Origin of the sequence: Paenibacillus sp. 1_12, from assembly GCF_900114475.1 — a bacterium.
In the GTDB taxonomy this organism is placed as follows: Bacteria; Bacillota; Bacilli; order Paenibacillales; family NBRC-103111; genus Paenibacillus_S.
Genome location: NZ_FOTE01000015.1, coordinates 35,717 through 50,891 on the forward strand (window position 1 = coordinate 35,717; position 15,175 = coordinate 50,891).

Annotated in this window: 12 protein-coding genes; 4 read left to right on the plus strand and 8 right to left on the minus strand. The window is 47.6% G+C overall.

The genetic code is table 11. From position 1 onward, the window contains the following. Window positions 1-89 precede the first annotated feature (89 nt). Together BM210_RS25460 and BM210_RS25465 are read right to left on the minus strand one after the other, a co-directional pair. A complete protein-coding gene (locus BM210_RS25460; protein WP_371263545.1) occupies window positions 90-1,217 on the minus strand; it encodes a glycoside hydrolase family 88 protein in 1,128 nt (375 codons plus the stop codon). 94 nt (window positions 1,218-1,311) lie between these two features. Next, complete coding sequence (locus BM210_RS25465; RefSeq protein WP_371263542.1) at window positions 1,312-3,897, minus strand: glycoside hydrolase family 2 protein; 2,586 nt, start codon at window positions 3,895-3,897, stop codon at window positions 1,312-1,314. Between the two features lie 196 nt (window positions 3,898-4,093). On the opposite strand from BM210_RS25465, the gene BM210_RS25470 reads away from it, so the two are divergent. Both BM210_RS25470 and BM210_RS25475 read left to right on the plus strand, forming a co-directional pair. Beyond that, window positions 4,094-4,960, plus strand: coding sequence for an AraC family transcriptional regulator (locus BM210_RS25470; RefSeq protein ID WP_091174898.1), 867 nt, complete (start codon window positions 4,094-4,096; stop codon window positions 4,958-4,960). Between the two features lie 150 nt (window positions 4,961-5,110). Then, window positions 5,111-5,797, plus strand: a complete 687-nt coding sequence (locus BM210_RS25475; RefSeq protein ID WP_091174900.1) for a class I SAM-dependent methyltransferase — start codon at window positions 5,111-5,113, stop codon at window positions 5,795-5,797. 346 nt (window positions 5,798-6,143) lie between these two features. On the opposite strand, the gene BM210_RS25480 is transcribed toward BM210_RS25475, so the two are convergent. The 5 genes from BM210_RS25480 to BM210_RS25500 form a co-directional block, all read right to left on the minus strand. Next, on the minus strand, window positions 6,144-6,572 hold the full coding sequence (locus BM210_RS25480) for a DUF6157 family protein (RefSeq protein WP_091174901.1): 429 nt from the start codon (window positions 6,570-6,572) through the stop codon (window positions 6,144-6,146). Window positions 6,573-6,729: 157 nt separating this feature from the next. Continuing rightward, window positions 6,730-8,817: a hypothetical protein gene (locus BM210_RS25485; RefSeq protein ID WP_091174903.1), complete on the minus strand. Its 2,088-nt coding sequence runs from the start codon at window positions 8,815-8,817 to the stop codon at window positions 6,730-6,732. A gap of 403 nt (window positions 8,818-9,220) precedes the next feature. Next, window positions 9,221-9,652 carry a hypothetical protein gene (locus BM210_RS25490; RefSeq protein WP_091174904.1) on the minus strand — a complete coding sequence of 144 codons (432 nt, stop codon included), beginning with the start codon at window positions 9,650-9,652 and terminating at the stop codon, window positions 9,221-9,223. Between the two features lie 180 nt (window positions 9,653-9,832). Further along, window positions 9,833-11,548: an ABC transporter ATP-binding protein gene (locus BM210_RS25495; RefSeq protein WP_091174906.1), complete on the minus strand. Its 1,716-nt coding sequence runs from the start codon at window positions 11,546-11,548 to the stop codon at window positions 9,833-9,835. A 144-nt stretch (window positions 11,549-11,692) separates the two neighbouring features. Further along, the gene (locus tag BM210_RS25500; RefSeq protein WP_256224019.1) at window positions 11,693-12,589 is read right to left on the minus strand and encodes a helix-turn-helix domain-containing protein; all 897 of its coding nucleotides are present in this window, start codon (window positions 12,587-12,589) and stop codon (window positions 11,693-11,695) included. Window positions 12,590-13,106: 517 nt separating this feature from the next. Here BM210_RS25500 and BM210_RS25505 point away from each other — a divergent pair. Both BM210_RS25505 and BM210_RS25510 read left to right on the plus strand, forming a co-directional pair. After that, window positions 13,107-13,397, plus strand: a complete 291-nt coding sequence (locus BM210_RS25505) for a hypothetical protein (RefSeq protein WP_091174910.1) — start codon at window positions 13,107-13,109, stop codon at window positions 13,395-13,397. After that, a complete protein-coding gene (locus BM210_RS25510; protein WP_091174912.1) occupies window positions 13,390-14,178 on the plus strand; it encodes a phytanoyl-CoA dioxygenase family protein in 789 nt (262 codons plus the stop codon). The genes BM210_RS25505 and BM210_RS25510 overlap by 8 nt, the downstream gene beginning before the upstream one ends. A 104-nt stretch (window positions 14,179-14,282) precedes the next feature. On the opposite strand, the gene BM210_RS25515 is transcribed toward BM210_RS25510, so the two are convergent. Beyond that, window positions 14,283-15,101: a squalene/phytoene synthase family protein gene (locus BM210_RS25515; protein WP_091174914.1), complete on the minus strand. Its 819-nt coding sequence runs from the start codon at window positions 15,099-15,101 to the stop codon at window positions 14,283-14,285. Window positions 15,102-15,175 lie beyond the last annotated feature (74 nt).

The window sequence follows — 15,175 nt, forward strand, 5'->3', positions numbered from 1 at the left end:
GCGTATATGAAAAAACCGCCTCTTCTGTGTTGGAAGGGGCGGGGCATTCGATTGCTCTGTACAAATTTATTTTATATGTCCACGCGATATTAGAATATCCGTGTTTTCCAGCCAAGCAGCTTGGCGAGCGCTTCGACGTAATAGTAGTCTCCATAGATGAGGGAGACATCGACATTGGAGTTGGCCGGCTTGTGGCCGGTGCCGGCCAGCAGAATCGCCTCGTGATCGGGACGATCCCATGTGGCGTAGTTTTGCGTCAGCGAGAGCAGGATGCGCTCAGCGGCCTTGCGGTACGGGTTCCCCTGTACCGGAGGCAGCGCAGCGGCCAGCTCAAGCAGGCCTGAGGCGGCGCAGGATGCCGCCGAGGTGTCACGCGGCTCAGCGTCGAGCGACTCGGCCGCGCGGAAGTCCCAATGCGCGACGTGGTCGTCCGGCAGCATGGCAAGGAAGTAATGCGCGACGCGCTGTGCCGCGTGCAAATACTTCGTATCGCCTGTATAGCGATACGTGTTAGCCATGCCGTGCAGCGCCCATGCGGCGCCGCGGCTCCAAGCCGAGTCGGGACCGGCGCCTTGGCCGCCGAGCGACTCGATGACTTCCCCTGTCAGCGGATTGAAGCTGACAATATGGTTTACTGAACCGTCGGGACGGATAAAGTGATTCGCAACGGTGTCCGCATGTGCCTTGGCAATATGCGTAAACCGAGGGTCAGCAATCTCCTCCGCAGCCCAGAACAAAATCGACAGATTCATCGAGGAGTCGACAATCGACCAGCCGGTTTTGTCCTGATTCCATGCCCGCAGGAAATTGCCTGCGATATTGAAACGGCCTGCCAGGAAATTCGCAGCCGCCAAACCTCTGCGTTTGCCATCTTGATCCCCGGTCAGCTTGTACTTGATAACAGCAGTCGGCAAATATTGAAAGCCTACATCATGATGAAAGTTGCTCTCCTGAACCGATTTCTGCTCAAACTTCTCATCCCATCCCCAAGCCGCTTGCTTGTAATGCTCCTTGCCTGTCATTTCGTGCATAATCCACAGAATTCCCGGCCAAAAGCCGGACGTCCACCAGTCGTGACGCATATCGTCATAAATACCCGCATCCCGGGTCGCAACATGTGGTGACTTGCTGCCAATCTGTACAATCATCCGGTCAACCTTATTCTGCAGTGCTTCCCATAATTGAGGCAGTGCTTCCTCTAAAGTATCAGCCTGCATAAAAGTTCTTGATTCTGGTGATGTCATCCTGTTCATCCTCCTGATATTGGTTTATTAGTTCGATATCGCAGCCGTTAAAGCACGGCAGGACTTATTAAATGGAGATAAATACGGTAGGCATCCCTACGCTTGCCGCACTTACGATTGATGCAGCTTTGCTGACCGAAGCTATCGTTTCTTGTGCCTGATTATCATTTATTATACCATCATTGGTTCCATTTGCTGCAGTAACGGTTGCTGTGCCTGCTCCCCCGGAAGCAGGTCCGCTCGCCGAAACAAATCCGGTAACCTGTATACTGGCGCCTGCTCCGCCAATCGGATCGATCAAGATTCGTGCTCGGCCGTTGGCGAGCTGTATCAAGCTGGAGCCGCGGACTGTGCCCTGATGATCGATCAGCTTTCCGTCTCCTGTCAGCCCGAACCGGATAAAGTTAGTAGCGTCCAAACATAGCACACCTTGAGCATCATAAGCCAGAACCTCGGCAAGCACGAGTCCGTCCTTTTGAACCTGTGCGTTTAACCTTAGCTCCACCGGACTTCCCCAGCTTTCCGTCTGGTACTCAAATGACAGCTCATCTGTGACGGTAATGTCGTTCTTCGTCCCTACCACCTTCACATGATTGATACCCGGCTGCAGCACCGTATCCCAGCGAAGACCGGCAGCAGGGAAATTACGCGAATCGCGCTGCTTGATCCCAAGGCTCACACCGTTCAGGAACAGCTCTGCTTCCGAGCAATTGGAGTAGACCTTGATCCGCTTGATTTCATTGAGGCTGCCCCAGCGAACCGGCATTGTATGACCTTCGATTCGAACCATCGGCTGATCGGTCCAATACGATTGGTAGACATAATAGGCGTCTTTTTTTGTAAAATCCCGCTCAACGATACCTTTCATATTCAAATAAGGAATCGGTGAATCCGGACGCACCGGTGTAGCAAAATCCTTGAACGACCACTGTGCAGTACCTGTAAGCCAGTCCATATGCTCCTGCGATTTCAAATACCAATCAATCATTTCGCAAAAATACGTTTCCGACCAGTCACCATCACGCGATACACGGGGTTCTCCCCCCGTCAGCAAATAGTCGCCGTCGCGCTCATCGGTATTCCCGCCACCCTGTCCAATAAACTCGAAGCCGGTGAACGTTTTCTCCACATGGCGCGTCGCCAGATTGTCAGCACCCCATTCCATATGGAAAAATGCATCGACGTTTTCAAAAGCCTGTCTGCTGCTTTCTTCATAATCCGTATAAATTCCGCGATACCATCCCGCCCATATTGAAGGGGAATACACATCAATAATATCTTTGCAAAATTCACAGCGGCGAATCGCCGTCAGACGGCTCGGGTCCAGCTTATGTGATAGATCGTGAAGCTCTTGCATAAACCTGCGAATTTCCTCCTGATCAAAATAATCAAAGTCGCACTCCCAGTCGTTCTCATTGCCAAGCCCCCATAAAATAACGGAAGGGTGATTGTAATGCTGCTCGATCATCGCGCTCAGCATATCCCGACATTGCTGACGGTATTGCTCGCCACCCAGACCACCCCGGCACCACGGGATTTCTTCCCATACCAGAATACCCAGCTCGTCGCACAAATCGAGTACAATCCGTGATTGCTGGTAATGCCCAAGCCGGATAAAGTTAGCTCCCATATCCTTGATCAGCTGCATTTCAATACGGATCATAGCCTCCGTCATAGCAGGTCCGATCCCGGCATGGTCCTCATGACGATGTGTACCGCGCAGCAGCAGACGCTCGCCATTAAGCTTGAACGGTCCCTGCTTCACAAATTCAAAGCTGCGAACGCCAAAACGTTCCGTGATGCTGGTCTGATTGCTCGCATTGTTTGGACTGCTTGGACTGGATTGTTGGGCATTCTTTAACTCAATCGTACAGCTGTACAAATGAGGCTCCGAAGGCTTCCATAGGGAAGGCTCGCTCAATTCATAGGCAGCAAGCTGCTTCATGCCTTCCCATGCTTGTGTATTTACGGCAAATTCAGCGATGTCTTTTCCGTCAGGTCCATGCAAGCGAATCACAAGCTCCAGCTCTTCATCCCGTTGAAGCGGATTGTACAAGGAAGCTCGAACCTTAACCTGACAGCTGCCCAAATCTGCCGATAGCGCGGTCTCGACATGTAGACGCTCCAATGAAATTGCGGGCACATAAACTACATTCAGATAGCGGTAAATACCTCCATACAGGTTAAAATCGCTCGCATCTGAAGGTATTGTTTCCAGATCACGGCTGTTATCGCAAGCGATAGCGATTGGTGTAGCCCCATGATAACGCTCAAGCTCAAGCGCTTCCTCAGCAGCCTCGGTTATATCGACGGTGAATTCATCATAGCCACCCAGATGAGAGCCTACTTTTTTCGTATATACATAAACATCCGAGCGTTGTCCTGCCCCTTCAAAATGCAGCAAGGTGCGTCCCTGCGGGTACGGATTGTCGAGCTTCAACAGTGTCCTGTACCAGCCTTGTCCTTGATAGTATTTTCCATCGGGATCCAGCACGTCCAGACCATTGTAGGTATGCGGCAGCTCGACTTGCTGCCAAGGTACATTATAGTGATTTTGCAGCTTGTCCTGTCTCCATACTTCCCATGGACCTCCTAGACTTCCGCGGTGATGCTGCCAATTGTCAATCAATCGATGCTTAATCAAGCCATCCACTCCTAAGGGTTATATTTATGCTCAAGTACGTTGTGCTTCTACTTAAGAGCTTAACAAAAAATAGCATCGGAATGTTTGGCAGCCTTATGATAAAATGTTGTTATATTACGATTGATTCTTACGATGAATGATGTAAAATATGTTCTCTGCGAATTCGCAGCATATGTTTTTCACGAATACTCTAGGAGCCTACGCCATGAAAATCATGAACTATATGAATCTGAACCAGTATCCGGTTCAATTATCTTTTGCCAAAGATCGAACTCACGAATTTGTCGATATTTATCATGCTCATCAAGGCATGGAGCTTCTGTATGTTCACGAGGGACATGGACGCGTCATTGTCAATCAACAAATTATCGAGCTGGCACCAGGCAGTCTGATGTGCTTCCGGCCTTTTCAGCTGCATCGTATCCAAATGGATATTCAACCCGAGGCTCCATATATACGTTCACTGTTTGTATTCGAACCCTCCGTATTGGATTCTTACTTAAGTCCGTTTGCAAGTCTGCAAATGTATTTTCAACGTTTATGGAAGGACCTGCTGGAGCCGCAAATATTTACCGGACTTCCTCAGCAAACGATTCTGCCTCTGCTTCATCAGCATCGAAATCGAATTGCGCATACTGCCCAAGGAGAGCTGCTGCTGGAGGAACAAATGTTTTTTCTGGTAGCCTTGCTGCATTGTTTGAAGGGACATGCGGTGCCTGATCGGCTTAAAGAGCCTGTGATCCGACCTAAATCAACGGCATCGGAGCAGATTATGGAATGGGTTGAGGAACATTATATGGAAGAGTTTCAGCTGAAGGCATTAGCCAAAGCGGTTCACTTGTCACCTAATCATGCCTCTGCTGTGTTCAGACAAACGATTGGCACGACCATCACCGAATATTTAACTGCGCGTCGTATTCGTCAGGCTTGCTGGCTGCTGCAAACAAGCGATTTGAGCGTGCAGGAAATTGGACTCATGATTGGTCTCGGCAATTTCCCTTATTTTTGTCAGCTGTTTAAAAAGCACGTAGGCATGAGCCCCTATCGGTTTAAACGTTCTGCGGGTTCTTAAAAGTACGATCCCTGCTTACACATAGATACGCATCAATTGACGAATCTAAATTTCACTAATGTACGGAAAGGTCTTGACCTTAACGTTACGTCAACTTGTACGATGGAATTGTTCACGATCATTCAATCGATACAAGAGGAGGAAACAGCCATGCCCGACCATACTACCATTTATGAAAAAGAAGCCCTCACCTACCACGAACTTATTTCCAAGCAAGCTGATCTAACGGGAAGGATTCAAGAATTGCGATCCTGCTGCGGTCTGGATATTGTAGACCTCGGTGCAGGAACAGGAAGGTTTACAACAGCGCTGGCAGCAAAAGCGAAGTCGATCATAGCTCTTGACGAATCGGAAGCCATGCTGCGCATTACAGCTGACAAACTGGAACGAGCTGGATTAACGAATTGGCGCACACAAGCCGCTGACCATCGCAGGCTTCCACTGGAGGATCAAAGCGTCGATTTGATCGTCTCCGGCTGGAGCATTTGTTACTTGGGAAGTACCAACGTTTCGAACTGGCAGCAAAATATTCATCAGGTCATGAGCGAGATTCGACGTGTCCTTCGTCCCGATGGAACCGCCATTATTTTCGAAACGTTAGGCACAGGTTATGAGACACCGACCGCTCCTGATTTCCTGCAGCCGTATTATGCCATGCTGGAAAAGGAATATGGCTTCTCTCGCCAATGGATTAGAACCGACTATACGTTTGATCATTTGCAGCAGGCAGAACGGCTAACGCGGTTTTTCTTCGGAGACGCTCTGGCTGAAAAGGTCATCGAACACAATCTAATCCGACTGCCTGAATGCGCAGGGATATGGCATCTCCAGCTCTAACAGAGACGATCAAAAACGGCATGTAGACCATAGCAGCCACTCGAGCGTAATAATGGCTTGCTAGTCCCGTACGATTTAGACATCGCCCTTCTTCTTAATTGCACAGCTGAGTTCCTGCGGTATCAACTTGAATTTGATAAACGAATTCGGGGTTCAGAAATGAGAAAAGCCAAGACCCGACAGATGATACGCTGTTTGGTCTTAGCTTATTAGATTTATAGAGTAGTAGTCTGAATCCATGACCATGGATGGTCGGATTCATAATTTCCACTCTATATTTACGAAAAAAACTCCGAAGCAGGTTGTCCATGCGTCCTTGTATTTCATCTATCGCTCTTTATTTACGTTACTTTGGCTTACGATTGCGCATGGCGGGAACCAGCTTTACTTCTTTTATATTTCCATCCATAAAATGCTGATACTCGGCAGACTCCATTGGGACGAGAGCCATTTTACCCTCTGCATTAAAATGAATCCCCCATCCGTATTTCTTGGGCAGCATCGACGCCCTTAGACAGGCCGTCGGTTTTCGGAAAAATTCATCCCTGATTTGCGTTCCTCTGGCTGATAATTCCTCTTCAGGTATTTCCTTGTGCCGAATATGCACCTCGTATAGCAGTTCCTCCTGGGTATACACATAAGGAGCCTGTGACACTAAATCAAATTCGATGCCTGGCTTCGTTTTGCCCGCCTTCTTATCTGTTGGTATGATGCCATTCGCAGCAGGACAATCCGGGGCAACCGTAATGAACGTATTATAATAATTCCATTCCATCGCTAAGCCTCCATCCCGAATTCAATTATGAGTCATGTATAGCCGCTTGGGTAGCGAGCCGAATCGCTCTTCCAGAGCTCCGTTTTTTCTACAGTATACCATGAATCGAATTCACTCGTTGACAGACGAGCTCAGTGGGACCGGAACCCATCATTCCTTACCGCTCAAACAACCTGGCAAGCTCCACGTCACTGCGAACATCCTCCGCATAATAGGTATAACCAAAGGTTCGCTTCACCCGCGCCATAAAGTAAGGCTTGTTATGCTGGCTCCAGAAAAATCCAAGCCGCTCCCAATGTCCGCAGGCTTCCTCGAGAAGAACGACAGCTTGCTCTTTATGCGATGTTTCCCCGTTTAGACGATACCGATTCAGCTCCAGGGCAGCGGCAAACTTGCAGCGGTAATAATGTCCCATCGACGCGTAGGCTTTTAAATCCAGCAATGTGCATTCTGCATGACTTCCTTTGTATTCACCAAGCTTTGTATCCAAATGTGCAGCCATCAGCTCTGTTGCTTGAGCCGACTCATCAAGAATGCTTATAATATCGACAGGCGTCTCCGTGTACTGCGCTTGTAATTTATCTAATTGTCCCTTGTGTTCTGCTTGGGCATACTCAGCCACACCCATTACACCAACACCTGGCATCGGAACACCGTCGACAAAATCCAGAATGGTCTTGAACCCGCTTACCTGAGACAAGCAGCTCTCCGCATGCCACTGAAAATCGTAATCGATCCAGAACAAGCGATTTACTGCAGGAATCACTCGTGAGGCAACTCTCAAGCCCTGCAAAAAGTCTGGAGCATGCTGCGGTCCATATGGCTTTTCCAGAAGCTGTGTCCAAGTCGTATCATCGGTTTCCGGATCATAGGCGAGCCGCCCCCACAGCTGGAACTGCAGCAAATGACGTTCAAAATCGTACTTCCACGTTTTATGCCCATGGTCGATATGTTGAAAATCTCTGCCCCACAAATAGCCGTCCGAGCCCCAATAAAACCCTTTAATGTAGGGCTTGATCATACCCTTCACATACGCTCTCACATAATCGGGATCTCCCCAGCGATGGGTAAATACATCATCATTACGCACTGTATAAAGAATCTGGGTTGATGACAAATCAATCCCATCCCAAGCATCCCACAGCTTCTCGAACTGCGGCTCCGGGTGTGAATAGGCGTGTGCATTCGAATATTTCCAGCTGATATAGAACTGTTCTGGATCGAATAATGGCTGAACCAGCTCCTTGATTTCCTTGCCTGCGCTCTGCATATTCGTGCGGTGAATGAACGGAATCGTCCGTCCCGACTGCTTGATTGCATCCACGTACGTTTCCACGATCCACTGCTCACGTTCATGTCCACTGCCATCCATCCATTCGCTTGCCGATGTCCCCAGACCTTTAAGCTCCGGATAGGTTAATAGCACCTGCAGCACCATCTCACGAATGTAGTCGCGAATCACCTCGGATTGTCCGCGGAAGCGATTTAGCGGCAGCCCCACCCGATGAATCAATTCATCATACATATCACCATAATCGCCAACATTTTCGGGAAGTCCTAATCCGCGTGCCACTTCCGGCGTCAGCCTGATATTCCAGGTAAATAAATAAATATCGATGCCACGATTAGTAGCATGACGAAACAGCTCACGGAAAAAACGAATATTGCGGTCAATTTGCACATCGCTATATGGATTCGTTTCCCTGAATTTTGATGAGACGACCATCAGATGAAAAGGGTGCTCCGACCATAGACTGAGACAATTGTAGCGATTCAACGCTAGCATATCGATATAAGCACGCCAAAAGTCGATATCCATACAAGTAGCCGTATTGTGAACGAATGGGTCTCCATCATCAAACGGAACATAAGGAAGGTTGTACTTGATACCACGAATCCCAAGCGCAGGCTGTCGTCTGATTTCCTCCTGCGGCTTCAAATCCGCACCGCGTCCAATCCTTTCTGCCCATTCCAAGCAGCCATACATGACGCCTCGGGAATCCGAACCTTCAATGTGTACCCTGTTTCCGCTTTTATAAATGCGAAAGGCTTCTTGAGCATATAAAGGAGCCTGGTTTCGTACTGTCTGGATTTTACGAATCAGGATACCGTTTTCAGGCAGCACTACCGTTCCATGTCCCTCAAACTGCTCGATAAAATAAACACCTTTAAGCTGCAAAGCATTTTTCAGCTGCTCCACGCCAAATTGAATAACAGCATCGCGATGATTGTATATCAGCTTCAATGAATTGTCCTCCCTCAATAACATGACTTGTGCAAAATAACTTGCGTGATCAACAACTATGAAGACTGGCCCCATGTTACCACGGATCTGCGCGGCGCTGAACAGACACTTTTTGCACTGTTGGAGGTAATACTATGTACCTGTTATCCCAAGGAAGCCTTAGCACTGTCTACTCCTTCATTTATCGTAAAAAGGGAGAAAATAATCGCAAGCAAGCGCATCTTTTACACAGGTAAGACAAAAATTGATCTGCCCTATTAATCACAGAAAACATAGAATTTAGACACGTTTGAGCTTACTTATATCAAAAAAATCGCACCATTCTATCCATTGGGACGGAATGATACGATCTCTGCCTGATGCTGAAAGAAGTTGTAAGCACAGTAAAGAATCTAACTCTGATTTACTTGTTTTTCAAACGATCGACGTCTGACTCCAATGCGAAAATACGCTTGTTAACAATGTTAAATTGATGCCCGTGGTCGATGATAGCTTCTGCATGATTTCCTATTCCTGTTTCATTTTGCTTCAGCCGCTCATTGATCTCCAGAACAGCTTGACGGATGAATGGAATCTCTTTGACATCTTCCTTGGTAGCCAGCGTGGCCATGATAACCTTGATATCCGAGATATCTTTGGAGTTGCTTTCAACTTTCTGCTCCAAACCGTCAAATCTACCTTCCAATGCATCGAATCTGTTCTCCAAAGTGTCAAACCTTATTTCCAATGCATCAAACCTGTTCTCCAACCGATCAAAACGTTGCGTAGTGTTGACTTGCTCAACCTTAATTTCCTTCAATTCTGTTAAAATTTGCTGCAATATCAGGTCGCTCATCAGATTAACCTCCCGAACTATTGATGTTCAAACAGCATACCAAAGAGATGACTCTTTTTCCATAGAGACTTACTGGATAAGTAGGTGGATCATAATAAAATAAGAACTTATGTTCTTGTTTTATTGTGTCAAACATTTATTTCCATATCAAGCTATTAATTGGTGTACATCCATCGCACCTTACGAACCAAATTGTGCCTGATGCAGCCGGCTGTATACACCACCTGCAGCTATCAACTCACCGTGTCGGCCCTGCTCGGATATGCCATCCTCGGTAACGACAATGATCCGATCGGCATTCTTAATGGTAGCCAGCCGATGTGCGATAATGAGCGTCGTACGTCCTTTGGACAGCTCGGTCAGCGACTGCTGAATAGCCGCTTCGGTTTCTGTATCCAGCGCCGAGGTCGCTTCATCAAGGATCAGAATCGGCGGGTTTTTCAAAAACATTCTGGCAATTGCAAGCCGCTGCTTTTGCCCACCTGACAACTTCACGCCACGCTCGCCGATGATCGTATCCATGCCAAGCTCCTGCGAACGGATAAACTCCTCCAGCCGCGCACGTCGGGCAGCTTCCCATATTTCCTCTTCGCTTGCGCCCAGCTTGCCATAGGCGATATTTTCCCGCAAGGTTCCGGTGAACAAAAATACATCCTGCTGGACAATACCGATTTGCCTACGAAGCGAAGCCAGCTTCATTTGGCGAATGTCGATCCCGTCAATTTTGATGCTTCCTTCCTGTACCTCATAGAAACGAGGCAGCAGGCTGCAAATTGTGGATTTGCCGGCACCGGACGGACCGACAAACGCGATCGTTTCCCCTTGATGGATAGTCAAATCGATGTTGTGCAGCACATGAGACTGCTCTTCATAGCCGAATGAAACTCCGCGATAGCGAATATCTCCGCGAAGCGGACCTACATCTACCGCATCTGGAACATCGTCAATATCCGGGGCTGTCTCCAGCAGCTCCGTGTATCTTTTAAAACCAGCAATCCCTTTCGGATAGCTCTCAATAACCGTATTGATCTTCTGAATGGGCTGCAAAAAGACATTGGTCAGCAGCACAAACCCAATAAACGATCCATAGCTCATCGACTCATTCAGCACAAACCAAGTTCCGCTAATGAGCACAATAAGTGAGACCGAGCGCATCAGCAGGTAGCTGATCGACGAATTCCAAGCCATAATTTTGTAGGCAAGCAGCTTGGTTAGCCGGTAGCGCCCGTTGTTCACGGCAAACAGCGACTTTTCAAATTCTTCATTCGAAAAAGCCTGTACCACGCGAATACCGCCTACATTGTCCTCCACGCGTGCATTAAAGTCGGCAATATCGGCAAACATGCGTCGGAACGCAGCTGTCATTTTTTTGTTGAAATAGATCGAAAAGAAAATAAGGAACGGTACCATTGCAAATGTAAGAATCGCCAGCTTCACGTTGATCGACAGCATAATGGCAAACGCTCCAAGCAGCGTCATAATGGCAATGAACAAATCCTCGGGCCCATGATGCGCAACCTCGCCAATTTCCATCAAATCGTTGGTCATGCGGGAAACAAGATGGCCCGTTTTATTGTTGTCAAAAAAACGGAACGACAGCTTCTGTACATGCTCAAACAGCTTGCGCCGCATGTCCGTTTCAATATTGATCCCGAGCTTGTGCCCCCAATAGTTGATTACAAATTGCATGCACATATTGAATACATAAATCACTAAGAGTCCTACGCACGCCCATAAAATCAGTGTCCAATTTTTGCTTGGGAGCAATTTGTCCACCACCTGATTAACGGCCAAGGGGAACCCGAGCTCCAGTAAAGCCGCAAATACCGCGCAAGCAAAATCGAGAATAAAAAGCCCTTTATAAGGCCGGTAATAAGAAAAAAAGCGGCGAATCATCTCAATCACTTTCCTTTCTCTGTATCCGAATAAAATTGTTCTCTGTCCCATCATAATCAATTGAGAATCATTTTTAAATCCCCAATTCCATTATTAGTAAAATTTTCATACAGCTGCACGGAATAACTGACAACCTACCTCTGTTTAATGGGGGAAAATTCCGCTTGGTTCCTGCTCTGATTCCTCTTCGGCAAAGTGGGTCTTCCCGGAAGCTTTGCGGTACTCTGAGGGTGACATACCCGTCTGTTTTTTAAATATTCGCGAAAAATAATACAGCTCCATTCCGATTTCATCAGCTATGGCAGAGATCGTGTGCTCGGTTGTAGTGAGTAGCCTGCGTGCTATGTCCAGACGTTTTTTGTTAATATACACGATCGGCGAAAGGCCCATCATGGTTTTGAAATAGTGCATAAAATAATTGGGGTGGAAGTGCACCAGCTTGGCCAGCTCATCCACCGTCATCTGCTCGGACAAGTGGCTCTCAATGTAAGACAGCACGCTGTGAATTTTCGATGCGCTTGTAGTTGCGGCCAAATGCGGCTGCTCGGTGGACTGCTCGATATATTCGGAAATAATCTCCAGCAGGATGGATTTGATCCTTAGCGGTGCTGTCACAGTGTTACTGCGATGCAGCTCAACCAATTGCTGAAATTGCTGCTCCAGCCGCGCTTCATCCTGAACCTGAATCCAATGAGGCTGCTCCAGCATTTGAAACAAATTCACATCTCCTACCGTAGCCGAAAAATGACACCAATATTTGCCCAGGGGATCCTCATCATCTCGCGCATAGGCCATTTTCATCCCGGCTGGCAGCAGATACAGCTGACCCGGCTTAGGATAATAATCTTTCCCGCGAATATGTATCCAGCCGCTGCCTTCACGTATAAAATAGAGCCGGTTCACATCCGTCAGCCGATATGAATCCCTCCAGCTCGGTCCAACCTTCGTATAATGAGCCATCTGCATCATGATTTGCGCATTTTCCAAATAACTTCGTATTAATTGCAGCTGCAGCTTTTCCTGATCCATATTAGCCTCCAATAGACTGATAACTCCTTAGTATTGTGTAAATTTATACTACTATCATACATCCTCAGAATGCCTTTTGCATACTACAATACATACATAAGCTGCTCACGCACAAGCTTGATGCCACATACGAGGCCAAGGTGCTGATGCTAACTTCAATACAGTGTTGATGAAGTGTACTTTGCTGAAATAAGACTCAGCAGCAATTAGTGAGAAAGTTGGCTTCGCCAATTCTAAGCGAATGCCAAGAAGAATTGTGCTCCGTAAACTCTAGAAGTACGGTAAATAATGAGCGGCGCTGCCAAATGATCCTGGAGAAGCGTCAGCGGTCGCCTTTGAAATCGTGAATAAACCTATTAATCTCATCCAATTTCACGATTTCAACAGTGATCGGAAGGATATTTGGCCGCGCAGCGGGACGTATTCACCGGACTTCAAAGATATTGCTTACGAAGCTAGTTTTCCACCAAATCTCTAAGCGATTGCTTACGAAGCCAGTTGGTTTCGCAAACTTTAAGGAGGACTATCCATGAGCTCAACCAGACAAAAGATTTTGATACTCCATTCCAGTGAACCCGATCTTGAGAGCCGTACCGTAGCCTGGGCGCTCTATGACAGCACCATTCCCAAGGGGCAGCTGCAGATGAACACGGGCGATTCCAATGAGCCCATCTACGGTTCCGTGCTTGACGCTATGCGCGACGGCTGGAACGTAATCCAGCTGCCAACGATGCCGATCTTCCGTACTGGCTTTGAACATGAACAAGGACATCTGCCTTATGAAACTGTATTGGAAAAGAAGGTGACCATCGATGAGTAACATTGAAAAGCAGCATTTACTGACCGCCAAGCAAATGGCCGAATTTGCCGTTAATGGCTTTCTCAGACTGGATGAAATTGTACCGCAAGAACTGAATGAAGCCGCATATAAGGAGCAACGCGAATTTCAGGGTAATGGCTCGACCTATTGGAATGAATCCAAGGTGATTCAGGATATCTTTAATCTGCCGCAGGTGAAGGGAGCTCTTCAAAGCTTTGTCGGTCAATACCCTATCTATGACCATTCGTTTATGCATATTGTTCGCGCCAAGCATCTTAAAGGACAAGGCTACCATGCCGATTCCGTGATCGATACACGCCCATTCGGTTACGATATTCAAGCATTCTATTTCTCCCATGACGCGCCGGATGAAATGGGCCCCACCCTTGTGCTCCCTGGCTCGCATCTGCGTAAGGTCAGCAACGGCAGCATTGGCCGATATAAAAATATCGTAGGACAAAAACGGATGGTAGCCAAAGCCGGTACAATCGGTTTTCTCCATCATGGTATTTGGCATTGCGCACAGCCGAACCATACAGATGAAACCCGCTATGTGTTCAAGCTTCGGCTGCGCCCTGGACAAGAGCAGCGCAGTCTGTTCAATACCGATGGCTACAACAGCGATGAGGTTCGTGATGTGTTCAAAAAAGCGTACCACCCTTGGTGCGGTGACGAAGCTCGTGTCAATCAGATCCAAACCGCCAAGTTTTGGCGTTTCTTATGCGGTGATGACAAGATTGACACCTCATTTGAGGGCGCGCTGACCCGAATGGGCTTATAAGAGAAACAATCAGAGCTTTTGATCAAAATCACCCAACACAAAGAGGCTGTCCCACAAGTCAATGACTTCGGGACAGCCTCTTCATTCATGCGATGGGTATACTATCATTCTGCTGTTGCCTGCTTGACTATTTCAATAACAGCAGCACGATTGAGCTTTTCTTCTCCAGCTTCCAGAGCTGAGAGTGTGCCATGAGCCAGAGCTAACGGCAATTTGCAGAAATCAAACACAGGACCAGGCTTCAAATTAGCCACATACCTGTCAGCTAAAGCTAGATTGCCGCGAGTGTAGGCAAACATTTCATCCGTACCCCACTGATCGGGGAAATAATCGACGCCCCGTTCCAGATCCTCTTTACGATTACGAAGAATGTTAACAGCCTGTAAGCCGCGGCCAAAAGCTACAGCCTCCGTATAATCCGATTCAGTGCCGTCGTGCCATAGCCATAACTCAGACAGCAGCACACCCACCGCACCTGCTACACAATAGGTATAGCTGTCCAAATCCTCTTTGGTATGAACCTGCCAGTCCCTTTCAACCCAGTCTGCCATTTCTCTGGCCATGGTTGAAGTTGATTCCCGCACCACTTCGCTCGCCGACAATGGGCAGAATCGGACCCAATCCGCCAAGCGTAATGTAACCTCAGGCAAAACCGATTTATACGGGTTTAACAGTGCTGCCAAAGCTTCGTCATAGGTCGGTTGATGGAGAATTTCACTGATCGCCTTTAATAGTGTAATCTTGATCTCAACCGCTAGAGAAGGGTCATCCTCAATCTCATCAATTGCTCGCATGCATAGGTAAGCAGAAGCTACAGCCTCCTGCAATCCAGGTACAAGACGGCTGATCGGTATAAAGAAAGTTCGGCTGGTTTCAGCCAATACATCCATCGCATCTTGATATAAAGCGCTCGTCTCATTCATTATGTTGGCCTTTCCTTATATGGATTTGGTTAAAATAAACGGTCAATAACGCGTTTATACATGTAAATTTATTT